Annotated in this window: 20 protein-coding genes; 14 read left to right on the top strand and 6 right to left on the bottom strand. The window is 72.5% G+C overall.

The features are described 5' to 3' along the window. Positions 1-410 precede the first annotated feature (410 nt). The gene (locus ACQXVK_RS13405; RefSeq protein WP_430853855.1) at positions 411-1,568 is read left to right on the top strand and encodes a hypothetical protein; all 1,158 of its coding nucleotides are present in this window, start codon (positions 411-413) and stop codon (positions 1,566-1,568) included. A 28-nt stretch (positions 1,569-1,596) separates the two neighbouring features. Here the strand turns inward: ACQXVK_RS13405 and ACQXVK_RS13400 are convergent, their stop codons facing one another. Next, positions 1,597-3,102 (bottom strand): S1C family serine protease, encoded by a 1,506-nt coding sequence (locus tag ACQXVK_RS13400; protein ID WP_022905200.1) that lies wholly within the window; start codon positions 3,100-3,102, stop codon positions 1,597-1,599. A 182-nt stretch (positions 3,103-3,284) separates the two neighbouring features. Here ACQXVK_RS13400 and ACQXVK_RS13395 point away from each other — a divergent pair, with 182 nt between their 5' ends. The 5 genes from ACQXVK_RS13395 to ACQXVK_RS13375 all read left to right on the top strand — a co-directional run bounded on the left by ACQXVK_RS13395 (position 3,285) and on the right by ACQXVK_RS13375 (position 7,372). After that, a complete protein-coding gene (locus tag ACQXVK_RS13395) occupies positions 3,285-4,319 on the top strand; it encodes a FecCD family ABC transporter permease (RefSeq protein ID WP_430853854.1) in 1,035 nt (344 codons plus the stop codon). After that, positions 4,316-5,311 (top strand): FecCD family ABC transporter permease, encoded by a 996-nt coding sequence (locus ACQXVK_RS13390; protein WP_416395179.1) that lies wholly within the window; start codon positions 4,316-4,318, stop codon positions 5,309-5,311. Before ACQXVK_RS13395 ends, ACQXVK_RS13390 begins: the two co-directional genes overlap by 4 nt. Before the next feature lie 123 nt (positions 5,312-5,434). Then, entirely contained in the window at positions 5,435-5,914 is a 480-nt protein-coding gene (locus ACQXVK_RS13385; protein ID WP_042723592.1) for an FHA domain-containing protein, read from the top strand. Next, entirely contained in the window at positions 5,914-6,618 is a 705-nt protein-coding gene (ftsR, locus tag ACQXVK_RS13380; protein ID WP_430853853.1) for a transcriptional regulator FtsR, read from the top strand. Before ACQXVK_RS13385 ends, ftsR begins: the two co-directional genes overlap by 1 nt. Positions 6,619-6,811: 193 nt before the next feature. Continuing rightward, a complete protein-coding gene (locus ACQXVK_RS13375; protein ID WP_070418635.1) occupies positions 6,812-7,372 on the top strand; it encodes a MerR family transcriptional regulator in 561 nt (186 codons plus the stop codon). Positions 7,373-7,993: 621 nt separating this feature from the next. Here ACQXVK_RS13375 and ACQXVK_RS13370 read toward each other — a convergent pair. Further along, complete coding sequence (locus ACQXVK_RS13370) at positions 7,994-8,806, bottom strand: ParA family protein (protein WP_430853852.1); 813 nt, start codon at positions 8,804-8,806, stop codon at positions 7,994-7,996. A 60-nt stretch (positions 8,807-8,866) separates the two neighbouring features. Here ACQXVK_RS13370 and ACQXVK_RS13365 point away from each other — a divergent pair, with 60 nt between their 5' ends. The 3 genes from ACQXVK_RS13365 (at position 8,867) to ACQXVK_RS13355 (ending at position 13,013) form a co-directional block, all read left to right on the top strand. After that, positions 8,867-12,277: a pyruvate carboxylase gene (locus ACQXVK_RS13365; protein WP_430853851.1), complete on the top strand. Its 3,411-nt coding sequence runs from the start codon at positions 8,867-8,869 to the stop codon at positions 12,275-12,277. Position 12,278: 1 nt separating this feature from the next. Beyond that, a complete protein-coding gene (locus tag ACQXVK_RS13360; protein ID WP_430853850.1) occupies positions 12,279-12,782 on the top strand; it encodes a peptide deformylase in 504 nt (167 codons plus the stop codon). A gap of 99 nt (positions 12,783-12,881) precedes the next feature. Then, positions 12,882-13,013, top strand: coding sequence for a hypothetical protein (locus ACQXVK_RS13355; RefSeq protein WP_402262056.1), 132 nt, complete (start codon positions 12,882-12,884; stop codon positions 13,011-13,013). A gap of 105 nt (positions 13,014-13,118) precedes the next feature. Here the strand turns inward: ACQXVK_RS13355 and ACQXVK_RS13350 are convergent, their stop codons facing one another. Beyond that, positions 13,119-15,005: an AMP-dependent synthetase/ligase gene (locus tag ACQXVK_RS13350; RefSeq protein WP_430853849.1), complete on the bottom strand. Its 1,887-nt coding sequence runs from the start codon at positions 15,003-15,005 to the stop codon at positions 13,119-13,121. A gap of 79 nt (positions 15,006-15,084) precedes the next feature. Between ACQXVK_RS13350 and ACQXVK_RS13345 the strand changes: the two genes are divergently transcribed. The 3 genes from ACQXVK_RS13345 to ACQXVK_RS13335 all read left to right on the top strand — a co-directional run bounded on the left by ACQXVK_RS13345 (position 15,085) and on the right by ACQXVK_RS13335 (position 18,252). Further along, positions 15,085-16,038, top strand: a complete 954-nt coding sequence (locus tag ACQXVK_RS13345; RefSeq protein ID WP_031261143.1) for an ROK family glucokinase — start codon at positions 15,085-15,087, stop codon at positions 16,036-16,038. A gap of 32 nt (positions 16,039-16,070) precedes the next feature. Further along, complete coding sequence (locus ACQXVK_RS13340; protein ID WP_402262063.1) at positions 16,071-16,811, top strand: lysophospholipid acyltransferase family protein; 741 nt, start codon at positions 16,071-16,073, stop codon at positions 16,809-16,811. A gap of 97 nt (positions 16,812-16,908) precedes the next feature. Next, positions 16,909-18,252, top strand: coding sequence for a class II 3-deoxy-7-phosphoheptulonate synthase (locus ACQXVK_RS13335; RefSeq protein ID WP_402263783.1), 1,344 nt, complete (start codon positions 16,909-16,911; stop codon positions 18,250-18,252). Positions 18,253-18,464: 212 nt separating this feature from the next. Here the strand turns inward: ACQXVK_RS13335 and pknB are convergent, their stop codons facing one another. Together pknB and ACQXVK_RS13325 are read right to left on the bottom strand one after the other, a co-directional pair. Further along, positions 18,465-20,489, bottom strand: coding sequence for a Stk1 family PASTA domain-containing Ser/Thr kinase (gene pknB, locus ACQXVK_RS13330; RefSeq protein WP_430853848.1), 2,025 nt, complete (start codon positions 20,487-20,489; stop codon positions 18,465-18,467). A gap of 169 nt (positions 20,490-20,658) precedes the next feature. Next, on the bottom strand, positions 20,659-21,876 hold the full coding sequence (locus tag ACQXVK_RS13325; RefSeq protein ID WP_430853847.1) for a LysM peptidoglycan-binding domain-containing protein: 1,218 nt from the start codon (positions 21,874-21,876) through the stop codon (positions 20,659-20,661). A gap of 172 nt (positions 21,877-22,048) precedes the next feature. Here ACQXVK_RS13325 and ACQXVK_RS13320 point away from each other — a divergent pair, with 172 nt between their 5' ends. Then, the gene (locus ACQXVK_RS13320; protein ID WP_430853846.1) at positions 22,049-22,405 is read left to right on the top strand and encodes an Rv2175c family DNA-binding protein; all 357 of its coding nucleotides are present in this window, start codon (positions 22,049-22,051) and stop codon (positions 22,403-22,405) included. 72 nt (positions 22,406-22,477) lie between these two features. On the opposite strand, the gene ACQXVK_RS13315 is transcribed toward ACQXVK_RS13320, so the two are convergent. Continuing rightward, positions 22,478-23,596, bottom strand: coding sequence for a polyprenyl synthetase family protein (locus ACQXVK_RS13315; RefSeq protein ID WP_402262073.1), 1,119 nt, complete (start codon positions 23,594-23,596; stop codon positions 22,478-22,480). 83 nt (positions 23,597-23,679) lie between these two features. Here ACQXVK_RS13315 and ACQXVK_RS13310 point away from each other — a divergent pair, with 83 nt between their 5' ends. Then, positions 23,680-24,075: a DUF3040 domain-containing protein gene (locus ACQXVK_RS13310; protein ID WP_022906683.1), complete on the top strand. Its 396-nt coding sequence runs from the start codon at positions 23,680-23,682 to the stop codon at positions 24,073-24,075. Positions 24,076-24,887 lie beyond the last annotated feature (812 nt).

The raw sequence follows: 24,887 nt of genomic DNA, 5'->3' as shown, positions 1-24,887 counted from the left end.
GTGCGGCCTCGGCCAGCCGGTGCGGCGTCGACCGCTGGGTGCGGGCTTGTAGCGCCGCACCGGGCGGTCAACCTCGCACGGGCTGACGGAGCGCGCACGGTGCAGCAGGCCGCGCGGGGGCCCGCGCGGGGGCGACCGGACGATCCGCACGGTGCGGCCTTGGCCGAGCGGTGCGGCGCCGATCGCTGGGTGCGGGCTTGTAGCGCCGCACCGGGCGGTCAACCTCGCACGGGCCGATGGAACGCGCACGGTGCGGCGGGCCGCGCGCACCCCCGCCCGCGCACGCCCACCCGCCTGCACCCACCCCCACCCCACACCCCGCCCGCACCCCACCCCGCCCCGCCCCCGGAACCGGGCGACCCCGGCGAGCCGCCACCGCCCCCGCGCCGGCCCCGACGTAGCCTCGTGCCATGGCCGTCCCCGTCCCGCTCGGCACCGAGGACCGCACCGCCCGCCTGACCCTCCGCCGCCCCGATGCGTGGCGCCGCGAGGACTCGGCCCAGGCGGACCTGCGCGTCACCGGCGACGACGTCGTGCTCACCGTCCGCTCCCGTCCGAGCGACCGCACCGTCGCGGAGGAACACACCAGCCTGCTGGAACGCCTCCCGGGCTCGGTCGACGGACTCCGGCTCATCGGCTCGGACCCCTGGACGACCACGGGCGCTCCGGCACGGCTCGTCGAGTACGTCCGACCCGACGAGGACGGCGACGTCGCGGGAGCGCACCTGCTCTTCGTCACCGGGCGGCACCGCGTGGACCTCACGATCGAGCGGCCCCTCGCCCGCATGCTCGCCACCGACGACCTCGTGTTCGCCGTGCTCGACAGCGTCCGCGCCACCGAGCCGGCGCCGTCGCGGGTGCAGCGCGACCTCGAGCCGCTGCCGCACGCCGCGCCCGCGGCCGACCTCGAGGGCACCCACCTCGGCACCGAGGCACTCGCCACCCTGCGCTCCCTCGCAGGCCGTCGGTGGAACCCCACCCTCCTCCGCACGCCGGCCGGCCGCGAGCTCATCGAGTCCGGCCTGGTCGGCCGGCTCGGCACCCTCCCCGAACCGACGCAGGCGCTCCTCGCGCCGTGGGAGGGCGACGCCCAGCCGGTCACGCTGGAACAGCGGCTGCCCGACGGGCGCACCACGCGCCTCCAGGCCTGGTCGGAGACCGTCGTGGACGGGACGGACGAGACGGGCGCGGTGATCGCGCAGCTGCCGGTCGAGCGCGTGGTCGCGCTGGTGGCCGGGAGGCTCGGCATCGGTCCGGCATGGACCTTCCCGTTCCGCACGGGGTCGCTCCCGGCGGACCTGCTCGCGCGCCGGACCTCCGGGTCGGAGGCAGCAGCCGACCTGCCGACAGCGACCGCCGAGGCGGACCCTCGGCTGGCGCGCTTCTGGGCGGCAGCGTGGACGGTCTCGTCGCTGCGTCGACCGGGCAAGCCGAACCCGATCGTGGTCGTGCGCGCCGCGGGGCAGGGCTTCGCACGGGTCGGACGCACGGAAGCCGGGGAGACCGTCTTCACGACGGACTCCCCGGCGAACGTCTACCGGTCGGTGGTGCGGGCGCTGCGCGGCTGAGCCGCTCCCGCTCCCGCTCCCGCTCCCGCTACGCGGCGGGGCCGGCGGTCAGGGTGACCGTCACGGTCTTCGCGGCGCCGGTGCTGTCGGTGTAGCCGACCGTCACCTTGTCGCCGACCGAGTGCGACTGGATCGCCGAGGTCAGGGCGTCCGAGCTCGCCACGGCCGTGCCGTCGATGCTCGTGATGGTGTCGCCGGCGGCGAGACCGGCCGACGCGGCACCCGAGCCCTCGACCGTGCCCGCGACGGCGACGCCGCCGGTCGAGGCGGTCCCGCTGACCTCGACCCCGAGGAACGCCGGCAGCCCGATGGTGATGGTCGACGAGGACTCGCCCGCGAGGATCTTGTCCGCGATCGACTTCGCCGTGGTGATCGGGATCGCGTACCCGGTGACGTCCGCGGTGCCCGACGAGGCCGCGGTCGCCATGCCGACGACCTCGCCCTCGCTGTCGAGGACCGGACCGCCGGAGTCGCCCGAGACGATGTCCGCGGCGACCTCGATGAGGCCCTGCAGCGACTCCGTGCCGGTGCCCGACTCGCTCTGCACCTGGATGTCCTGGTCGGTCGCGGTCACGGTGCCCTCGGCGGCGACGAGGTTGCCCGTGCCCTCGGCGTTGCCGACGTCGGTCACGGTGTCGCCGGTGCTCGGCTCGCCGTCGTCGTCGAGCGTCACGGTGGACAGCCCCGACGCGCCCTCGAGCTTGAGGACCGCGACGTCGTGCGTCGCGTCGGTGCCGACGACGTCCGCCTTGTACTCCTTGCCGGTCGTCTCGTCGGTGACCGTGATGCTCGTCGCACCCTGGATCACGTGGTTGTTCGTGAGGATCGTCCCGTTCGACGTGAGGATCATGCCCGTGCCGGCCGCCTGCGACGACTCGTCGTAGTTGAGGACGGTGTTGATGGTCACGACGCCCTTCTTCTGGGCGCTCGTCGCCGCGGTCGCGGCGGACTGCGTGCTCGTGCCGCTGCTGCCGTCGCTCGAACCGGTGCCGTCTCCGGGCACCGTGAAGCCGTTGGTGCCGCTGCCGTCGGTCCCGGAGCCCGTGCCGGACCCGGTGCCCGGCAGCGTCGTGGTGCCCTGCGACTGGCTCGAGGTGGTCGTCGTGTGCTGCGAGGACAGCCCGAGCGCGGTCCCGCCGGCGGCACCGACGATCGCGAGCGCGGCGATCCCGGACCCGATCATCAGTCCGAGGCGACGGGGGCGCTTCGTGCCGTGGTTCGTGGGGGCGAACCCGTGGTTCGCCGACGCCACACCGTGGTCGGCCGTCGCGGCGCCGTGCACCCAGCCGTGCTGGAAGCCGGGGAGTGCCGGGCTGCCGATGCGGAACGGACCGCGGCCGTCGGGGGTGTACCCGTAGGGGCCGGAGCCGTCGGGGCCGTAGAGGTACGGGCCGCTGCCGTCGAACGCGTACGCCGAGCGGAGGGTCGACGGGTCGGCGTGCGGTGCCTCCCACGTCGCCCCGGCCTGCGGCTGCGCAGCGTCGGTGCGGGCGGTGCCGTTCTCGTCGGCGGCGGGGTTCGGGGTCTCGTTCATCGGTGCTCTCCGGTCGTCCCTCGACGGCCCGGTCGGGCGTCGATGGGTACGAGTACAGGCCCGGTTCCCATGACGAACCTATGAACGGACCCTGCGGCTGCTCACGGCTTGCTCGGGGGTCGCCGTACGGGCTGATCGGGGGTCGCCGTGCGGGATCGTCCGTTAGGGTTGCCTTACTTCCCATGCGTTCGCCGTCGCCCACCCCTCCCGCGCCCAGCTCCGTGCCCCGCCTCGTCGGTGCCACCGTGCTGGCCGTGGTCGTCCTCGTCGTGGCGGTGGCGCTCTCGGTGGCCTTCGGGTCGCGTCCGATCCCGCTCGGCACGGTGCTCGACACCGTGATGCACCCGGGGCGGAACGACGAGATCGGCCTGATCGTCCTCGGCAACCGGGTGCCCCGCACGGTCGTCGGGCTCCTCGCCGGGTCCGCGCTCGGGGTCGCCGGCGCGGTCATGCAGGGCGTGACGCGGAACCCGCTCGCCGACCCCAGCGTCCTCGGGATCAACTCGGGGGCCGCCCTCGCGGTGGTCGCCGGGATCGCGCTGTTCGGGATCAGCGGCACCGCTGCCTACCTGCCGTTCGCGTTCGTCGGCGCCGCCCTCGCCGCGCTCCTCGTCTACGGCATCGCCGCCGTCGCGCGCCGCGGCCTGTCGCCGGTCGGGCTCGCGCTCGCGGGGGCCGTCGTCGCCGCCGCGCTGTCGTCGATCACCACCGCGGTGCTCGTGACGAGCCAGAGCCTGCTCGACCAGCTCCGCTTCTGGCAGGTCGGTGCCCTCGCCGGCAAGGACCTCGGCACCGCCGGCGTCATCACGGTGCCGGTCCTCGTCGGGCTCGTCATCGCGTTCGGCCTCGGCCGGTCGCTCAACACGCTGGCGCTCGGCGACGAACTGGCCGCCTCGCTCGGGCAGCGGGTCGTGCTCGTCCGTGCCGTCGGGGGTGTCGTCACGGTGCTGCTCGCCGGGTCGGCGGTCGCCGCGGCCGGACCGATCGCCTTCATCGGGCTCGCCGTCCCGCACGCGGTGCGTCGGCTGAGCGGCCCCGACCACCGCTGGACGATCCTCCTGTCCGCCGTCGTCGCGCCGGCCCTCCTGCTGGTCGCCGACGTCATCGGGCGCGTCGTCGCCTACCCGGGGGAGCTGCAGGTCGGCATCGTGACCGCACTCATCGGTGCACCGGTGTTCATCTGGCTCGTCCGGTCGCGGGCGGTGAAGGGGCTGTGACCGCGGTGCGCCCGACCGCTCGTCGCCGCGAGGCCCTCGTGCTCGTGGCCGTGCTCGTCCTGCTCCTCGTCCTCGTGCTCGTCGGGCTCGGCGTCGGCGAGATCCCGCTGTCGCCCGTGCAGGTCGCGAGCGCGCTCGTCGGGCACGGCGACACGATCTCGGACTTCGTGATCGGACAGCTCCGCGGCCCCCGGGTCGCCGGCGCGATGCTCGTGGGGGCGTCGCTCGGCGTGGCCGGTGGCATCGTGCAGAGCGTCGTCCGCAACCCGATCGCGAGCCCCGACGTGATCGGCATCACCTCGGGGGCGAGCGCCTCGGGTCTGACGGCCATCGTGCTGTTCGGCGCGAGCGGCGGGACCCTCTTCTCGGTGGTGCTCGTCGGCGCAGTCGTGGTGTCGCTCGTGATCGCCGGACTCTCCTGGCGGCGGGGGATCACCGGCAACCGGGTGGTCCTCGTCGGGATCGGCGTCGCGGCGATCTGCCTGAGCATCACCGGGTGGATGCTCACGAGCGGCACGGTCACGCAGGCCGGCACCGCGCTCCTCTGGCTCTCCGGCAGCCTGAACGCCGTCGACCGGAACCTCGTCGGCGTGCTCGCCGTCGCGTTCGTCGTGCTCATGGTGCTCGCGCTGCTGCAGTCCTCGCGACTCACCGTGCTGACCCTCGGCGACGAGGTGGCTTCCTCGCTCGGGCTCCGGCCGAACCGCGCGAAGGTGCTCCTGCTGCTGACCGCCGTGTGCCTGACCGCCGCCGCCGTGGCGACCGCCGGACCGGTGTCGTTCGTCGCGCTCATGGCCGCCCCGATCGCCCGACGGCTCGTGGGTGGTGGGCGCGTGGCGCTCGGCGCGACCGCGGCCGTCGGTGCCGTGGTCACCCTGGCGAGCGACCTCGTCGCCCAGTTCGCCATCCCCGGGAACGCCCTGCCCGTCGGGGTCGTGACCGGGGTGATCGGGGCGCCGTACCTGCTCTGGTTGCTCGCGCGCGGTCGCTGAGCGGTGGGTGTTCCCGGTACGTTCGCTGTACGCGTTCCCTCGAGTTGTCCCAAGCCCCGTTCGGGGCTGGGGTTCGGTGGGTCGTTTCCGATACGCTTGTGCGCCAAGAGGAGGAGGTCCACGATGCCAGATCCAGTGGTCCCGCAGCCGGACGGTCAGAAGACCCCTGAGCAGCGGCTGGTCGACACCACACTGACCTTCAGCATGGACATGGGGGCGGCGCTCACTGCCGAGTCCGGTGTGTCCGCCGAAGAACGTGACGCGATCAACGCGCTGCCCTCCGGGTCGGCGCTGCTCGTGGTCCGTCGCGGGCCGAACGTCGGTGCGCGGTTCCTCCTCGACTCGGACGTCACGACGGCGGGGCGACACCCCGACGCCGACATCTTCCTCGACGACGTGACGGTGTCGCGCAAGCACGCCCAGTTCCTCCGTCACGGCACGAGCTTCAGCGTCAAGGACAACGGGTCCCTCAACGGCACCTACTTCGACGGCGTCCGCATCGACGAAGCACTGCTCACCGACGGGTCCGAAGTGCAGGTCGGCAAGTTCCGCCTGACCTTCTATGCCTCCCGGGTCGACCTGGCGCGCCTGGCGAACGCGTAGTGGCCGCACGGTCCGCCGCGGCCCGGGCGGGGTCCGCGGTCCCGGACCTGCTCACGATCGGGCAGGTCCTCGCTCGCCTCAAACCGGAGTTCCCGGACCTGTCCAGCTCGAAGCTCCGGTTCCTCGAAGAGCGCGAGCTGGTCACGCCGATCCGGACGGCGAGCGGGTACCGGAAGTTCTCGGCGGCCGACGTCGAACGCCTCCGGGTCATCCTCGGCCTCCAGCGCGACCACTACCTCCCGCTCAAGGTCATCAAGGACTACCTGGCCGACCTCGACGCCGGGCGCGAACCGGTCCTGCCCGGCGGCGGGGACGCCCCGAAGCCGTCGATCCTCGGCCGCGAACGGCGGTACACCCGTGATGAGACGGTCCGGGCCGCCGGGGCGTCGCCGATGCTCCTCGCCGACGCCGTGTCCGCCTCGCTGCTGCCCGCTGCCGACACCTACGCCGACGACGCGGTCTCGGTGCTCAAGGCGCTCGTCGAGCTCCAGCGCACCGGGATCGAACCACGACACCTGCGCACGATGCGCAGCGTCGCCGAGCGCGAGGTCGGGCTCATCGAGTCCGCGCTCATGCCCGTGTCGCGGCGCGGCGACGCGACCTCACGGGCGAAGGCGACCGAGCTCGCGCGGGAGATCGCCGGCCACCTCGAGGTGATCCGGTCGAACCTGATCCGCACGGCGATCGGGCGTCTCGACGCATGACGCGCGTCGTGGCTCGTCCGTCCTCGACCGCTGGTGCGCGTCGGTGGGTGGGGCGTATCCTCGACACGCCGGACGCGCCGAGTCGGATGTCCCGCGCCGGAGCGGTTCGAGTCGCTACCGTGGACCTCGGAACAACTCTCAACCCGTCATTGAACGTTCAGTTGGGAGCTCGATCGTCGTGGAAGGCAGCCTGATGAGTGGGAACGACACCCCCGGGACCGAGTCGGAGATGACCCGGTACGACCTCGGGCTGCTCTTCACCGACGGCCTGCCCGAGCACGACGAGCAGAACGGCTACCGCGGCACGGTCGCAGCCCGCGCCGCGGGCATCTCCTACCGCCAGCTCGACTACTGGGCGCGCACCGAGCTCGTCGAGCCCACGATCCGCGGGGCCGCCGGCTCCGGGTCGCAGCGGCTGTACGGCTTCCGTGACATCCTCGTGCTCAAGCTCGTGAAGCGACTGCTCGACACGGGCATCTCCCTCCAGCAGATCCGCACCGCCGTGAACCAGCTCCGCGAGTCCGGCGTCTCGGACCTCGCCCAGACGACGCTCATGTCGGACGGGGCGTCGGTGTACCTCTGCACCTCCGACGACGAGGTCATCGACTTGGTCTCGCGCGGCCAGGGCGTGTTCGGCATCGCGGTGGGCAAGGTCCTGCGCGAAGTCGAGTCGTCCCTGGTCGAACTCGACGCCACGCCGGCGGCCGACCCCGACGACGAGCTCGCCGCCCGCCGGGCTTCGCGCGCCTCCTAGTCCCGCGCGCCCGGGGCGCCGGGGCCACGGGGACCACCAGGACCCGCGCAGCCGACCGCGGCGACGCCGAGCGGGCGAAATACGTCACACTCGGCGACGCGCAACGGCAGTTCGTACCCGGGCGGCGAACCGCCAGCGGCGTGTCGCGCCCGCTCGACGGATGGGCCCGCCGCGGTCCGCAGGGCCTAGCGGAGCTGCGCGTCTGGGCGGAGGTGAGCCGCGCCTCCTGGGCGTCGACGCATGCGCTGGGCCCACCGGAGCTGCGCGTTCGTCGGGGCGGAGGTAAGCCCGGACGGGCCGCGCGCGTCCTGTGTCGCGGACTCCGCGTCGAGCGGTCGGGACACGCCGCGTGTCGGACGTCGAGCGGGCAGGATCGACCGCTCCGGCGTCCCGAGCGTGACGGAGAAGGCCCGCTCGGTGGAGGCACAACGGGCGAGTCGTGCCGAGCCGGCCAGGCACGCCGAACGGTCGGGACACGCCGCGTGTCGGACGTCGAGCGGGCAGGATCGGCCGCTCCGTCCGCCCGAGCGTGACGAAAAAGGCCCGCTCGGCGAAGCCGCGCGCGCCGCGCGCGGAACGCACCGCGCGGCCGCACGCCCCCGCGCGCGCAGGCGGAGCGCCCTAGGCTGCGCCGCCCTCGGCGTACGGGCCGATCTTGCCCGTGCGCATGATGCGCTCGAGCAGCTGGTCGAAGTTCCGCGCCATCTCCTGCGCCGACTCACCCGGCCACACGTGCAGGGGCTTCGCCGCACCCTGCGCCTGCTGCAGCGAGGTCCGCTCGGGCAGCTGCGGCGAGAGCACGAGCGGGCCGAACATGTCCCGGAGCTCCTTGATGCGGAACTGGTGCTCGAGCGACTGCACGCGGGCACGGTTCACGATGATGCCGAGGGGCTGCAGGCGGGGGGAGAGGCCGCGACGGATCTCCTCGATCGCACGGAGGGCACGGTCGGCGGCGGCGACGGAGAACAGGCCGGGCTCGGTGACGACGGTCACACGGTCGGACGCGGCCCACGCGGTGCGGGTCAGGGCGTTGAGCGACGGCGCGCAGTCGATGAGGACGAGCTCGTAGTCCTGCTCGACGTTGGCGAGGGCCTCTTCGAGCTTCCAGATGTCGCGGATGGACGGGTGCGGCCCGTCGAAGTTGATCGCGGAGGGCGACCCGACCATGACGTCGATCTTGCCCTGGGAGCCCTTCGTCCAGCCCGAGGGGGCGATCGCCTGGCGGACGATCTTCTCCTTCGGGTTCTCGAGGACGTCGGCCACGTTGAGGTGCCCGGCGATGTTGATGTCGAGGCCGGTCGAGACGTCCGACTGCGGGTCGAGATCCACCACCAGCGTGCGCAGTCCCTTGGCGAACGCGGCCGAAGTCAGGCCGAGCGTCACCGTCGTCTTGCCGACACCACCCTTGAGGGAGCTCACGCTGAGTACATGCACGGTCAGCAACGTTACCGCCAGTAGGGTTGTCTCACCTCAACCCGGGCTGAAAGGGACCTCGTGTTCGACAAGATCCTGGTCGCGAACCGTGGCGAGATCGCCATCCGTGCGTTCCGCGCGGCGTACGAACTCGGTGCGCGCACCGTCGCCGTCTACCCGTACGAGGACCGCAACTCCCTGCACCGGTTGAAGGCGGACGAGGCGTACCTGATCGGGGAGCGCGGGCACCCGGTCCGCGCCTACCTGGACGTCTCCGAGATCGTGCGTGTCGCGCGCGAGTCCGGAGCCGACGCGATCTACCCCGGGTACGGCTTCCTGTCCGAGAACCCGGAGCTCGCCGCCGCCGCGGCCGCTGCCGGCATCACGTTCATCGGCCCGGGCGAGCACGTGCTCGAGATGGCGGGCAACAAGGTCACCGCGAAGGATCACGCGGTCGCGGCCGGCGTGCCCGTGCTCGCGAGCACCCCGGCGAGCCGCGACATCGAGGAGCTCCTCGCCGGTGCCGACGCGATCGGCTTCCCGGTGTTCGCCAAGGCCGTCGCCGGTGGCGGCGGCCGCGGGATGCGCCGGGTCGAGACGAAGCCCGAGCTCCGCGCGGCGCTGGAGGAGGCGATGCGCGAGGCCGACAGTGCGTTCGGCGACCCGACGATGTTCCTCGAGCAGGCCGTCATCCGCCCGCGCCACATCGAGGTGCAGATCCTCGCCGACGCGACCGGCACCGACGCCGGCACGATCCACCTGTTCGAGCGGGACTGCTCGGTGCAGCGCCGGAACCAGAAGGTCGTCGAGATCGCCCCGGCGCCGAACCTCGACCCGTCGATCGCCGCAGCACTGCACCGCGACGCCGTCGCCTTCGCCCGGTCGATCGGCTACGTGAACGCCGGCACGGTGGAGTTCCTGCTCGACACCGAGGGGGAGCGGGCCGGCCAGCACGTCTTCATCGAGATGAACCCGCGCATCCAGGTCGAGCACACCGTCACCGAAGAGGTGACGGACGTCGACCTCGTGCAGTCGCAGATGCGCATCGCCGCCGGGCAGACCCTCGCCGACCTCGGCCTGTCGCAGGACCGCGTCCGCGTCCACGGTGCGGCGCTCCAGACGCGCATCACGACCGAGGACCCGACCCAGGGCTTCCGACCGGACACCGGCCGGATCACGACGTACCGGAGCCCCGGTGGCGCGGGTGTCCGTCTCGACGGCGGAACGGTGGCGACGGGCGCGCAGATCAGCCCGCACTTCGACTCGATGCTCGCGAAGATGACCTGCCGCGGACGGGACTTCCCGGCGGCGGTCGCCCGGGCGAAGCGTGCCCTCGCGGAGTTCCGGATCCGCGGCGTCTCGACGAACATCCCGTTCCTCCAGGCCGTGCTCGAGGACCCGGACTTCGACCGCGGTGACATCTCGACGAAGTTCATCGAGGAGCGCCCGCAGCTGTTCGGCGGCCACGTCTCGAAGGACCGCGGCACGAAGGTGCTGAACTGGCTCGCCGACGTCACCGTCAACAAGCCGAACGGCGAGCGACGCCCGCAGACCGTCGAACCGAGCGAGAAGCTCCCGACGATCGACCTCGGCGCCCCGGTGCCCGAGGGGCAGCGCGACCGGCTCCGGCTGCTCGGCCCGGCGGAGTGGGCGAAGGCCCTCCGTGGCCAGACCGAGCTCGCCGTCACCGAGACGACCATGCGCGACGCCCACCAGTCGCTCCTGGCCACCCGCGTCCGCACGAAGGACCTCGTGGCGGTCGCGCCGTACGTGGCCCGGCTCACGCCGCAGCTGCTCAGCGTCGAGGCCTGGGGCGGTGCCACCTACGACGTCGCGCTCCGGTTCCTCGGCGAGGACCCGTGGGAGCGGCTCGCGTCGCTCCGCGAGGCGATGCCGAACATCCCGATCCAGATGCTGCTGCGCGGCCGGAACACGGTCGGCTACACCCCGTACCCGACCGAGGTGACGGACGCCTTCGTGGCCGAGGCCGCCGCGTCGGGCGTCGACGTGTTCCGCGTGTTCGACGCGCTGAACGACGTCAGCCAGCTGCGTCCGGCGCTCGAGGCCGTGCTCGCGACCGACACGGCCGTCGCCGAGGCGGCGCTCTGCTACACCGCCGACCTCCTCGACCCGTCCGAGGACCTCTACACGCTCGACTACTACCTCCGCCTCGCGGAGCAGATGGTCGAGGCCGGTGCGCACGTCATCGGCATCAAGGACATGGCCGGCCTGCTCCGCGCCGGCGCGGCCGAGCAGCTCGTCACCGCCCTGCGGGAGCGCTTCGACCAGCCGGTGCACGTGCACACGCACGACACGGCGGGCGGGCAGCTCGCGACGCTCCTCGCCGCGGCCCGTGCCGGTGCGGACGCCGTCGACGTCGCGGCCGCGCCGATGGCCGGCACGACGAGCCAGCCGAGCATGTCCGCGCTCGTCGCCGCCCTGGCGCACACCGAGCGCGACACGGGGCTGTCGCTCGACGCCGTCGGCGACCTCGAGCCCTACTGGGAGGCCGTGCGGCGCGCGTACGCCCCGTTCGAGTCCGGGCTGCCCGGGCCGACCGGCCGCGTGTACAAGCACGAGATCCCGGGCGGCCAGTTGTCCAACCTCCGCCAGCAGGCCATCGCCCTCGGCCTCGGCGACCGGTTCGAGCAGGTCGAGGACTGGTACGCCGAGGCGAACCGGATCCTCGGTCGCCCGACGAAGGTGACGCCGTCGTCGAAGGTCGTCGGCGACCTCGCACTGCAGCTCGCCGCGGTCGACGCCGACCCAGTCGACTTCGAGCAGCACCCCGAGAAGTACGACATCCCGGACTCCGTCGTCGGCTTCATGGCCGGCGAGCTCGGCGACCTGCCGGGCGGCTGGCCCGAGCCGTTCCGCTCGAAGGTGCTCGCGGGGCGCGAGGTGCGGCTCGAGGTCACGCCGGTGCCGGACGCCGAGCGGGCACACCTGGACACCCCCGGTCCCGAACGGCGACAGGCCCTCAACCGCCTGCTCTTCCCGCAGCCGACGCAGCAGTTCGCGCGCGTCCGCGAGCAGTACGGCGACCTCTCCGTCGTCCCGACCGTCGACTACCTGTACGGCCTGCGTCCCGGGCAGGAGCACGTCGTGCCGCTCGGCAAGGGCGTGGACCTGTTCGTCGGCCTCGAGGCGATCGGCGAGGCGGACGCCCGCGGCGTCCGCACGGTCATGGCGACGATGAACGGGCAGCTCCGCCCGGTGTACGTCCGTGACCGGTCGATCGAGGTCGAGACGAAGGCCGCCGAGCAGGCGGACAAGACCGACCCGAAGCACGTCGCGGCGCCGTTCTCCGGCGTCGTGACGCTCAAGGTCGCCGTCGGTGACGTCGTCGAGGCCGGTCAGGCCGTGGCGAGCATCGAGGCGATGAAGATGGAAGCGGCCATCACGGCACCCGTCGCGGGGACCGTCGGCCGTCTCGCGATCCCGGCGACCCAGCAGGTGGACGCCGGCGACCTCCTGGTGGTGCTGCAGTAAATTGACCGTCCGTCCCATCCGCCTGTTCGGCGACCCCGTCCTCCGTTCCCCGGCCGACCCGATCCGCCCCGAAGCCGTCGGGAGCCAGGGCATCCGTGACCTCGTGCAGGACCTGATCGACACCGTCAAGGAACCCGGTCGCGCCGGCGTGGCCGCTCCGCAGATCGGTGTCGGGGTGCGCGCCTTCTCGTACAACGTCGACGGCGAGGTCGGCTACGTCCTCAACCCCGAGATCGTCGAGGTCGGCGGGGAGCCGGAGCTGATGGACGAGGGGTGCCTGTCGGTGCCCGGGCTGTCCTACCCGACCCGGCGGTCCCCGTACGCCAAGGTCCGCGGCGTGGACGTCGACGGGGCCGAGGTCGTGCTCGAGGGCACCGGGCTCATGGCCGAGGCGCTGCAGCACGAGGTCGACCACCTCGACGGCACGGTCTACGTGATGACGCTCGACCCGGACGTCCGCCGCCGGGCGCTCCGTGACATCCGCGCGCAGGACTGGTTCCACTGACACCCCAACGCGGGATTGTCGTCCGGGCCTGACGAGGGGGTACCGTATCGCCGTCGGCTTCCCACCGACGTCGTACCCCACACCCCCCAGGACACCCCCATGACCGCTCAGGACGACGAGCTCAGCTCGCACCGCACCCGTACCAACCGCCGCGCCACCGAGGTCCAGGTCACGACCTCCTCGACGGCCGTCCTCGACGCCCCCGCAGCGGAGCAACCGCAGGACGCCTGATCCCGCGCGCGGTCGCGGACCGCGCCCCGCGCCCGGCGTGACGGACAGGAGGCGCGGTGCGGGTCTGTGGGACCCGCACCGCGCCTCCTGGCCTGCGCTGGTGCCCTAGCCCCGCCGACGGCGCCCCTCGACGACGGGCGTCACGGTGGTCTGCACCTTCGACCCCGAGTAGATGTGCTCGACGTCGGCGGCGAAGTCCCGCAGCACGACCTGGCGCTTGATCGTCAGCTTCGGCGTGAGGTGCCCGGACGCCTCGGTGAGCTCGGTGTCGAGGATCGTGAACGACCGCACCGACTCCGCCCGTGAGACCCGCTGGTTCGCGGCGTCGATGGCCTCCTGGACGGCCTGGTGCACCCGCTCGTCGTAGGCGGCTTCGTGGGCGGACAGGGCGGGGGAGATGCCCCGGGCCTCGCACCAGCCGCCGAGCATGTCGCGGTCGAGCGTGACGAGGGCGGCGACGAACGGCTTGCCCTCGCCGACGACGACGACCTGGCCGATGAGCGGGTGCTCGCGGATCCCGTCCTCGAGCGGCGCCGGCGCGACGTTCTTGCCGCTCGCCGTGACGATGAGCTCCTTGGCGCGGCCCGTCACCGTCAGGACGCCGTTCTCGTCGAGCCGACCGAGGTCGCCGGTCCGGAACCACCCGTCGACGAGCGCCTTCGCCGTGGCCTCGTCGTTGTGCCAGTAGCGGTCGAACACGTCGACGCCGCGGATGAGGATCTCGCCGTCGTCCGCGATGCGGATCTCGACCCCGGGGAGCGCGCGGCCGACGCTGCCGATCCGGAGCTCACCGGCCCGGTTGACGGTGGCGGGTGCGGTCGTCTCGGTGAGGCCGTACCCCTCGAGGATGAGCACCCCGATCGACCGGAAGAAGTGCGACAGGCGCGGTGAGAGCGGCGCCGAGCCGCTCACGGCGTAGCGGACCCGTCCACCGATGGCATCGCGGAGCTTCGCGTACACGAGCCGGTCGAACAGCTTGAAGCGGAGCGCCAGGCCGAGCGGGACCCTGCCCGCCGCGAGGGTCTCGGAGTGCGCGACCGCGGTCTTCGCGGCGGCCCGGAAGATGCGTCCCTTGCCACCGAGGTCGGCCTTCTGCTCGGCCGAGTTGTAGATCTTCTCGAACACCCGCGGCACGGCGAGCAGGAAGGACGGCTTGAACGTCGAGACCGCGTGCATGAGGTCCTTCGTGTCCGGCTCGTGGCCGACGAGGACCCCGGCGGAGACCGACATCACCGCGATGAACCGCGCGAAGACGTGGGCCATCGGGATGAACAGCAGCGTCGAGGCGCCGTCGGCGACGACCTCGGGCATCGCCTCGGACGCGCCCTCGACCGTCGCGGTGAAGTTGTCGTGCCGGAGCACGCAGCCCTTCGGCCGGCCCGTCGTCCCCGAGGTGTAGATGATCGTGGCGTCGTCGTGGCCGTGCACGTCGACCGTGCGCGCGTCGAGCTCGGCGTCGGTGACGTCCTCGCCGAGGCGGACCAGGTCGTCCAGGCCGCCGCCGTCGATCGTCCAGTGCTGGCCGAGGTGCGGCAGGTCCGGCGCGATCGACGCCACCCGGCGTGCGTGCTCCTCCTGCTCGACGATGATCGCGACGGCCTCGGAGTCCGAGAGGATCCAGCGCACCTGGTCGGGCGAGCTCGTCTCGTAGACCGGGATCGAGACGAGCCCGGCGGTCCACACGGCGAAGTCGACCAGGGTCCACTCGACGCGCGTGCGCGACAGGATCGCGACGTGCGCCCCGGGTTCGAGGCCGGCGGCGACGAGGCCCTTGGCGATGCCGCGCACCCGCTCGAGGGTCTCGGCCGCCGTGATGGGCGTCCACCGGTCGCCGTGCCGCACGGCGAGGATCGGACGGTCCGGCGTCGTCCGGGCCCGCTCGGAGAGCAGTCGCGCGGCCGAGCCGTGGTCGGGGGCGGTGAGCGGGGTTGGGTGCCGCTGATCGTTCACGGTGACTCCCTTGTCGGCCGGTTCGATTCGAGTGGGCCTCATCGTCGAGGCCGCACCGTCAGCATAGGACGCGTTCCCCCGCGTTCCGTGAGCGTGCGGGGAACCGGTAGGCTCGTTGCTCGTGCACGCCATCGGAATCGACATCGGGGGCACCAAGATCGCGGGAGCGGTCGTCACGGAACTGGGCGAGATCCTCGCCGAGGACCGGGTGGCCACCAACGCTGCGGACCCGGACGCCATGCTCGACGACGTGGTCGCGATGGTCTCGCGACTGCGCGCCGCGAACGAGGTCGGCGCCGTCGGCGTCGCCGCACCGGGCTTCATCGACGCCTCGCAGTCGATCGTCTACTACACGCCGAACATCCGGTGGCGGAACGAGCCGCTGCGCCAGAAGCTCCAGCAGCGGATCGGCGACCTGCACATCACCGTCGACAACGACGCGAACGCCGCGGGCTGGGCCGAGTTCCGCTTCGGCGCCGGTCGGCTCGTCTCCGACATGACCATGCTGACGATCGGCACCGGTGTCGGCGGCGCGATCGTGACCGAGGACCGCCTCTTCCGCGGGGGCTTCGGCACCGGCGGCGAGATCGGCCACCTCCGCATCGTGCCGAACGGCCTGCCCTGCGGCTGCGGTGCCCGCGGCTGCATCGAGCAGTACGGGTCCGGTCGTGCCCTGCAGCGCATGGCGAACGACGTCGCGGACGCCGGCGGCATCGGGTCCGCCCTGGCCGACGCCCGCGCGGCGAACGGCGGCGAGCTCGATGGGCACATCGTCGGCGACCTCATCCTGGCCGACGACCCCGGTGCCCTCGCGGCGCTGCGGCGGCTCGGTCGGCACCTGGGCGAGGCCTGCGCCTCGCTGTCCGCCGTGCTCGACCCGCAGCTCTTCGTGTTCGGCGGCGGCGTCGCCAGCGCGGGGGACCGGCTGCTCGACCCGATCAAGCAGGCGTACCTCAACAACCTGCCGGCCCGTGGGTACCACCCGGAGCCGGACTTCGTGATCGCCGAACTCGTCAACGACGCCGGTGTCGTCGGCGCGGCCGACCTCGCTCGGATCCACGCCCGCACGGCGTAGGGTCGCACCACCCCACCGTCTCGGAGTCGACGATGACCTACTGGCTGCTGAAGAACTTCCTGCTCGGGCCGCTCATCCTCACGCTCTTCCGGCCGTGGGTCGTCGGCCGTGAGCACGTCCCCACGACGGGGCCGGTGATCTTCGCGTCCAACCACGTCTCCTTCATCGACTCGGTGATCCTGCCGGCCGTGCTCGACCGTCGGCTGTCGTTCCTCGCGAAGAGCGACTACTTCACGGGGCGCGGGCTGAAGGGCTGGGCGACGAAGACGTTCTTCAACGCCATCGGGCAGCTGCCGATCGACCGATCCGGCGGCAAGGCGTCCGAGGCGTCGCTCCGCACCGGCCTGCAGGTCCTCGCACGCGGTGAGCAGCTCGGCATCTACCCCGAGGGCACCCGCAGCCCGGACGGCAAGCTGTACCGGGGCCGCACCGGCATCGCCCGGATGATCCTCGAGGGCCGCGTCACCGTCGTCCCCGTCGCGATGATCGGCACGCGCGAGGTGCAGCAGATCGGGCAGCGGTTCCCGAAGTTCAAGCGGGTCGGCGTCGTGTTCGGCAAGCCGCTCGACTTCTCGCGATTCGAGGGCTTCGAGACCGACCGCTTCATCCTCCGCAGCGTCACCGACGAGGTCATGCACGAGCTCGCCGGACTGAGCCGTCAGGAGTACGTCGACGTGTACGCGACGAGCGTCAAGGAGCGCGCGAGCACGGCACGTGAGCAGGTCCTCCGTGCCAAGGTCACACGGAATGGCCGGGGCACGTCGGCACGTTAGGATTCGATGGTTCCGGCAACCGCCCGGACGGCCATCCCTTCGAGAGGTACCACCCTTGTTCGAGTCGACCGACTTCGTCGCCCTGCAGGATCCGGACGTGATCGAGGGCCTCGACTACTGGCGGACGCTCCCGATCAAGCAGCAGCCCACCTGGCCGGACCAGGCCGCGGCCGAGGCGGCATCGGCCGAGATCGCCACGCTGCCCCCGCTCGTCTTCGCGGGCGAGGTCGACAAGCTCCGTGAGCGGCTCGCGTCGGCCGCCCAGGGCAAGGCGTTCCTGCTGCAGGGCGGCGACTGCGCAGAGACCTTCGCCGGGGCCACCGCCGACTCGATCCGCGACCGCGTCAAGACGATCCTGCAGATGGCCGTCGTGCTGACCTACGGCGCGTCGATGCCGGTCATCAAGATGGGGCGCATGGCGGGGCAGTTCGCCAAGCCGCGCTCGAGCGACTTCGAGACCCGCGGCGACGTCACGCTGCCCGCCTACCGCGGCGACATCGTGAACGGCTACGACTTCACCCCGGAGAGCCGCCAGGCCGACCCGCGGCGCCTCGTGCAGGGCTACCACACGGCCGCGTCGACGCTGAACCTCGTCCGTGCCTTCACGCAGGGTGGCTTCGCCGACCTGCGGCAGGTCCACTCGTGGAACAAGGGCTTCGCGTCGAACCCGGCGAACGCCCGGTACGAGCACCTCGCCAAGGAGATCGACCGCGCGATCCGCTTCATGGGCGCCTGCGGTGCGGACTTCGACGAGCTGAAGCACGTCGAGTTCTACGCCTCGCACGAGGGCCTGCTCATGGACTACGAGCGCCCGATGACCCGCATCGACTCGCGGTCGGGGCTCGCCTACGACACGTCGGGGCACTTCATCTGGATCGGTGAGCGCACCCGTGACCTCGACGGCGCCCACGTGGACTTCCTGTCCCGCGTGCGGAACCCGATCGGCGTGAAGCTCGGCCCGACGACGAGCGTCGACGACATGAAGGCACTCGTCGACAAGCTCGACCCGAACCGCGAGCCCGGCCGTCTGACGTTCATCACGCGCATGGGCGCCGGCAAGATCCGCGACGAGCTGCCGAAGCTGCTCGAGGCGATCAAGGGCATGGACGCCAACCCGCTGTGGGTGACCGACCCGATGCACGGCAACGGCCTGACGACGCCGACCGGGTACAAGACGCGCCGCTTCGACGACGTCGTGGACGAGGTCCTCGGCTTCTTCGAGGCCCACCGCGAGGTCGGCACGTACCCGGGCGGCATGCACGTCGAGCTCACCGGTGACGACGTCACGGAGTGCCTCGGCGGCTCGGAGCAGATCGACGAGGCGACCCTCGCGACCCGCTACGAGTCCCTGTGCGACCCGCGCCTCAACCACATGCAGTCGCTCGAGCTGGCCTTCCTCGTCGCCGAGGAGCTCAGCGCCCACCCGCACGTGCGCGCGTAGCGCGGCGCGCTCACGCGACCTGCTGACGGACGGGAGGCGCGGTGCCAGCTGGCACCGCGCCTCCCGTCCGTCACGTGCGTGCGGCCGCCGCCCCGCCCCGCGCCGCTCGCCCCGAGACTCGGCTCCGCGGACACCTTCGTGGCTCCGGAAGCGCGAAACTGTCCGCCTGGCCGAGTCTCGGCACCGCGGAGTGCGGCGTGCGGGGCGTGCGCCTACTGCTCGTAGGCGAGCGTGATCGTGTCGCCGCGGTACACCGTCGCGCCGGCGCCCGGGTCGGTGGACTGGACGGGGAGCGAGGCCTTCCAGTCGTAGAAGCCGCACAGGATGTTCGTGCAGTCCGGCACCGAGACCTTCAGCCCGAGCGCGTCGAGCGTCGCCGTGGCGTCGTTGATCGTCTTGCCGTGCACGTCCGGCAGTGTGATCGGCGTCGGACCCTTCGACACGACGACGTCGATCGCGGAGCCCTCGACCACGGGGTCGTCCGCGGCCTTCGCCGAGATGATCTGCCCCGTCGGGACGGTGTCGCTGTACTGCGCGTCCTGCAAGCCGAGGGTGAGGCCGACCGCGTCGAGCGTCGCCGAGGCGTCGTCGACCGACTTGCCGACGACGTCCGGCACCGCGCCGAGCGAGACGGTGAGCGTCACCGGGCCGCGTTCGCCGTAGGCCTTGACGGTCGAGAGGTCGACGGATGCCCCGTCGGTGCCGAGTCCGGTCGCCGCGATGACGGTGTCCTTCGGTGCGTCGGCGGAGAACTGGTACTGGTCGTCCTGCAGCTCGAAGTCGTCGTCGAGCGCGGCGGTGACGGTGGAGAGCGGCTGCCCGACGATCGCCGGCAGGGCGATCATCTTCGGGCCGTTCGACACCACGATCTGGACCGAGGTGCCCTTGCGGACCTCGCGCCGGGCCTCGGGCTTGGTCGTGGAGACCTGCCCCTTCGCGACGACCGCGTCGAACCGGGTCGCGGTCGACGACGCCGTCTGCAGACCCTGCGCCTCGAGGAGCTGGCGAGCCTGCGAGACCGACTTGCCCGCGACCTCGGGGATGCGGACGTTGCCCCACGGACCGGGACCGAACGCCCAGCCGATCGACCCGCCGAGCGCCATCAGCACGAGGACGACGACGAGGACGATCCAGCCGCGCTTCCGGCGCCTGGTCGACTTGTCGGCGAGGCGCTGTGCGGCGGGGGAGAGCGCACCGGGCTGCGAGCCGGTGCGCCGGGGGCCCGGTGCGTTCCGACCGCCACGGCCGCCGGGCTGCTGGGCCGATGAGCGCTGCGCCGGCTCGAGGATGGTGGTGGCGTCGCCGGAGTCCGCCGAGGTGGGCGTCGCGGACCCGGCCGGGATGATCGCGGTCGCGTTCTCGGGACGCAGCACGGCGGTCCGGTACTGCCCGGTGGCGCGCTGCTGGTCGCCCGCCATGTGGTCGAGCATCTCGCGGGCGTCACGCGGACGGTCGTCCGGGTTGCGGGCGGTGGACCAGGCGACGAGGTCGTCGAGCTCCGGCGGGATCCCGGCCACGGCGGCGCTCGGTGCGGGGACCTGGTCGTTCGCGTGCTGGTAGGCGATCTGCATCGGCTGCTCGCCCTTGTAGGGCTGCTCGCCGGTGAGCATCTCGTAGAGCATGATGCCGAGCGCGTAGATGTCGCTGCGGGAGTCGGCGGCGCCGCGCGTGACGAGCTCGGGGGAGAGGTACGCGATCGTGCCGAGCAGGGCCGCACCTGTCGCGGTGTTCGCCGTGGTGGCGCGGGCGAGGCCGAAGTCCCCGAGCTTGATGCGGCCGTCGTCGGCGAGCAGGACGTTCTCGGGCTTGAGGTCGCGGTGCACGATGCCGGCACGGTGCGCCGAGGCGAGGCCGGCGAGGACGGCCCGGAGGATGTCGGTCGCCTGCTCCGGCGTGAGCGCGTGGTGTTCCTGCAGGAGGTCGCGGAGCGTGATGCCCGGGATGTACTCCATGACGATGTACGCCGTGTCGTCCTCGGCGCCCTGGTCGTACACGCCGACGAGGTTCGGGTGGGAGAGCCGGGCGGCGGAGCGGGCCTCCTGGATGAAGCGCTCCCGGAAGGCCTGGTCGTCCGCCAGGTGGCCGTGCATGATCTTGATCGCGACGCGTCGCTCGAGCCGCACGTCGGTCGCCAGGTACACGGTCGCCATGCCCCCGCGCGCGATGCGGGAGCGTACGCGGTACCGGTGATCGATCATGCGACCGATCATCGGGTCCGTGGCGGCGTTGGTGGTCATCGGCGGCATTCTACGAATCGGGACTGCACGGACCCGCACTGACGCACCGGTCGTGACCGAATCTCGATCTTGCGGATGACTCGGTTCTGTCGGGCGGCCAGGCCTGCGAGCACGCCCGGGGACCGGGCGGCCAGGCGTGCGGGCACGCCCGGGGGCCGCGCGGCCGGGGTCAGAGCGATGCCAGCAGGCTCTGCGCGGTCTTCTCCCACTGCGCGTACGCCTTCGGGTACGCCGACACCTGGACGGCCTGCGCCGCCGTGGTGACGTTCATCGACGACCACCCGGCGATGTCGAGCAGCCCGCGGGTGTGCCCGGGGTTGCCGGTGAAGAAGCGCTTCGTCGCGGTCACCGGGTCCTGCAGCGCCGCAGCGGAGCCCCAGCCCTGGCTCGGCCGCTGCTGGAACAGCCCGACCGAGTCGCGGTCGCCGTGGGACAGGTTGCGGAGGCTCGACTCCTGCATCGCCGCGGCGAGGGCGATGACGATCCCGTGGTCGGACACCCCGAGCGATCGGCCGACGGACACGATCGTCGCCGCGTTGCCCCGCTGCTCCGCCGAGAGCGACGGGCCGGAGGACGGCAGCACGAGGGTCTTGCCGGCGTAGATGGTGCTCGTGTAGGTGAGCCCGTTCGCCGAGAGGAGCGCCGAGACCGACACCCCGTGCGCGGCGGCGATCGAGGCGATGGTGTCGCCCGTGCCGATCTTCACGCTGCCGGCCCGGGCCGACGAGGCGTTCCCGGAGCCGGAGGTCGGGGCGGCCGCGACCGACGCCACGGGCGCCGCCGTGACACCAGCCGTCGGGACCCGGAGCGTCTGCCCGGGGTAGATCACGGAGCGCTGCGAGAGCTTGTTCGCGCTGAGGAGCGCCGTGGTCGACACGCCGACGCGCGCGGCGATGCCGGACACCGTGTCGCCCTGCTTGACGTGGTAGCTGCCCGTGGCCGACGTCCGCGCCGAGGCCGTCGTGACCGCTGGCGTCGACGCGAGGTGCAGCGTCTGGCCGGGGTGGATGATCGTGTTCCAGCCGAGGCCGTTGCGCACGAGCACCTCCTGCGCGGACAGGCCGTACCGGGCGGCGATGCCCGACACGGTGTCGCCCTGGCGCACGGTGTACGTGGTGGGGACCCGGGTGGAGACGGCGGCGACCGTCGTGACGGTGGTCTCGGCCGGACGGGCCACGGCGGTCTGGAAGACCGGTCGGTCGGTCACGGTGCGGTCCTCGTCGACGTGCCGCTTGTTGCGGTTGTCGTCGTCGTGGCGTGGTTCGGCGTGGGCGACCGGGCCGGTGAGTCCGGCGGTCACCGCGATCGTCCCCGCGAGGACGATGGGCATGGTCGCGAACCGGGCGGATCGTGCGCGCCGGGCGTCTTCGTCTGCAGCGTTGTCCACGGTGTCTCCTGTTCGAGCGGTGAGCCGTTGCGCGTGCGTGCGCACTCACAGGTGTTCCCACGCTGGCATGGCGCGTTTCCCAAGTCAACCAGAGAGTCGGATGTTGCGTGTGTGACGAATGTGACGAACGAGTCGGTGTGACGCCGCGCCCCACTCTGGCAACATGGGGCCTGTGAGTGCTGCACCCATCGACGACACGACCCTTTCCGAGCGATGGCTGACCGTCCCCGACCTGGTGGACCTGCTCGGGGTGAGCCCCGGGCGCATCCACCGTCTCTTCGAGCAGAAGACGCTGCTGCCCGCCCGCGTCGACGGCGTCCTGCGGGTGCCGAGCGAGTTCCTCGACGAGGGCGAGCCGCTGCCCGAGCTGCGCGGGACGCTCATCGTGCTCTCGGACAACGGCTTCACCGACGACGAGGCCGTCCGCTGGATGCTCTCGGACGACGACGCGATCGGCACCTCGCCGATCGCCGCGCTGCGCGCCGGCCGCAAGGCCGAGGTGCGTCGCATCGCCCAGTCCCTGCTCTAGCGGTCCCCGCCCGACGGACAGGAGGCACGGTGCCAGCTGGCACCGCGCCTCCTGTTCGTCAGGCTGGAACGTCTACGCGACGCGGCGGCTGACCGTGTCGGCCAGCGCGACGAGCTGCTCGCGCGCCGACGGCGTGAGCGGAGCCGCCTCGATGGCGGCCTTCGCGCGCTGCACGTGCCGGTCGATCGACCGCTCGACGGCCGCGACCGCACCGGACTCGGTGAGCGTGGCGCGGAGCATCTGCACCTGCGCCTCGTCGAGGTCCGGGTCGCCGAGGAGCTCGTCGAGCAGCTGGCGCGGACCACCGGGGAGCGCCTTGCGGGCCGAGGCGATGAGGACGGTGCGCTTGCCCTCGCGCAGGTCGTCGCCGGCGGGCTTGCCCGTGACCTCGGGGTCGCCGAAGACGCCGAGCATGTCGTCGCGGAGCTGGTAGGCGACGCCGAGCGGGAGTCCGAACGCCCGGAGCCCCTCGAGCTGCGCGTCCGACGCCCCCGCGACGAGGGCGCCGATGACGAGCGGTGCCTCGATCGAGTACTTCGCCGACTTGAAGACGATGACGCGCTGCGCCCGCACGAGGTGCTCGTCCTCGTCGATGGTCGGCCAGGCGGTCTCCTCGTGCACGTCGAGGTACTGGCCCGCCGTGACGTCGAGGCGCATGGTGTGGAACTCCTGGCGGACGATCCGACCACGAGCGGGGTCGAGCAGGGCGAGCCCCTCGTCGAAGACGGCGTCGCTCAGGGAGAGCAGGAGGTCGCCGAGCAGCAGCGCGGAGTTCGTGCCGTACAGCGCGCGGTCACCGACCCAGCCGGACTCCTCGTGCAGGGACTCGAACCGGCGGTGCGCCGCCGGACGCCCGCGACGGGTGTCCGAGCGGTCCATGATGTCGTCGTGCACGAGAGCCGCCGCGTGGAAGATCTCGAGTGCCGCCGCGACCGTGACGATCGCCTCGGCCGTGGTCTGCCGCGACCCCTCGCCGAGCGGGTCGAACGAGCCCGATCGTCCCGCCACGGACTGCCATCCCCAGTAGCAGAACAGGGCCCGGAACCGCTTGCCCCCGGACAGCAGATCGCGCGCGTACCGGTCGAACGGAGCGAGGTCCGGACTGATCGCTGCGAGCCGTTCCCGTTGGTCGTCCAGCGCTCGATCGATCCGCGCCGACACGAGGTCCACTAATCGCGTACTCTCAGCCACACTCCCTACCCTAGTGGAGCGGTCGAGTCGTAGACTCGGTCCACCTCAACCACGCGTCGATCCCAGGAACAGAGGGAACACAGATGCCACTCTCGGAGCAAGAGCAGCGACTCCTCGAAGAGATGGAGCGGAGCCTCTACCAGAATGACTCCGACTTCGTCGCGCGCGTCACGCGTCGCCAGGGTCGTCCGACCTACACGTCGATCACGCTCGGGGTGCTCGGCGCCCTCGCGGGTGTCGCGATCGTCATCGTCGGGTTGGTCATGCGCCAGCCGCTCATCGGGATCCTCGGCTTCGTCGTGATGCTGGCCGGAGTCCTCTTCGCTCTGCGTCCCGGCATGCGAGCGCCCAAGGCGAAGACGCCTCGGGCCGGCAAGCCGTCGTCGGGCGGGTCCGCTCGGCCGAGCCAGGGTGGCGGCGGGTCCTTCATGGACCGCATGAACGAGCGCTGGGACAAGCGGAACGACAACCAGGGCTAGCCGCCCTCCACACTCCTCCACGGGGTCGGTCCTTCGGGGCCGACCCCGTTGTCGTGCGCGGGGGCGCCCCGCGCCCCGCGCCCCGCGAGTCCGGGCCCCCGCGCCCCGCGAGCGGGCGAGTCCGCGACCCGCGAGCGGGCGAAATACGTCCCGCTCGGCGGCCCTGAGCGGCCGAATCCGCCCGCTCGGCGGGCAACGCGCGGCGTGTCCTGCCCCCTCGGCGGGTGATCGTGCGCGGCTGTCGGACGGGAGGTGCGGGTCGGCCTCGCACCGCGCCTCCCGTCCCCGATGGGTGCAGCTGTACCCCGCGCTCCCGCGAGTGGGCGATGTCCGTCCCGCTCGGCGAGCTTGGGCGGCCGATTCCGCCCGCTCGCTGGGGAGCGCGCGGTGCGTCCCGCCCGCTCGGCGGGGAGCGCGCGGCGCGTCCCGCCCGCTCGGCGGGGAGCGCGCGGCGTGTCCTGCCCGCTCGGCGGGTGATCGTGCGCGGCTGTCGGACGGGAGGTGCGGGTCGGCCCCGCACCGCGCCTCCCGGCCCCGACGGGTGCTGCTGTACCCCGCTCTCCCGCGAGCGGGCGATGTCCGTCCCGCTCGGCGAGCCCGGGCGGCCGATTCCGCCCGCTCGGCGAAGAGCGCGCGGCGTGTTCCGCCCGCTCGGGAACCGGGCAGCCCGCGCGTGAGGTCGAGCGCGAGCGGACCGGTCGTCGGGCGGGCTGGTCTCGCGAAGTGTCGGCGGGGCGGGCATGCGCGCGCCGGCGCGCGGGCCCTGGTCGCGAGAAGTGTCGCCGGGGCCAGTCGGCGGCGGCGCGTCGTGC

The sequence above is a fragment of the Curtobacterium sp. AB451 genome, assembly GCF_050585845.1.
In the GTDB taxonomy this organism is placed as follows: Bacteria; Actinomycetota; Actinomycetes; order Actinomycetales; family Microbacteriaceae; genus Curtobacterium.
Note: the sequence above shows the minus strand (reverse complement) of the source record. Positions and strands in the feature narration are given on the sequence as shown.

Bases quoted from the DNA above. Each gene is read 5' to 3' on its own strand.
- ACQXVK_RS13405 (WP_430853855.1), top strand. From the start codon at position 411: ATGGCCGTCCCCGTCCCGCTCGGCACCGAGGACCGCACCGCCCGCCTG.
- ACQXVK_RS13355 (WP_402262056.1), top strand. From the start codon at position 12,882: ATGACCGCTCAGGACGACGAGCTCAGCTCGCACCGCACCCGTACCAAC.
- ACQXVK_RS13400 (WP_022905200.1), bottom strand. From the start codon at position 3,102: ATGAACGAGACCCCGAACCCCGCCGCCGACGAGAACGGCACCGCCCGC.
- ACQXVK_RS13395 (WP_430853854.1), top strand. From the start codon at position 3,285: ATGCGTTCGCCGTCGCCCACCCCTCCCGCGCCCAGCTCCGTGCCCCGC.
- ACQXVK_RS13340 (WP_402262063.1), top strand. From the start codon at position 16,071: ATGACCTACTGGCTGCTGAAGAACTTCCTGCTCGGGCCGCTCATCCTC.
- ACQXVK_RS13385 (WP_042723592.1), top strand. From the start codon at position 5,435: ATGCCAGATCCAGTGGTCCCGCAGCCGGACGGTCAGAAGACCCCTGAG.
- ACQXVK_RS13375 (WP_070418635.1), top strand. From the start codon at position 6,812: ATGAGTGGGAACGACACCCCCGGGACCGAGTCGGAGATGACCCGGTAC.
- pknB (WP_430853848.1), bottom strand. From the start codon at position 20,489: ATGACCACCAACGCCGCCACGGACCCGATGATCGGTCGCATGATCGAT.
- ACQXVK_RS13350 (WP_430853849.1), bottom strand. From the start codon at position 15,005: ATGAGGCCCACTCGAATCGAACCGGCCGACAAGGGAGTCACCGTGAAC.
- ACQXVK_RS13310 (WP_022906683.1), top strand. From the start codon at position 23,680: ATGCCACTCTCGGAGCAAGAGCAGCGACTCCTCGAAGAGATGGAGCGG.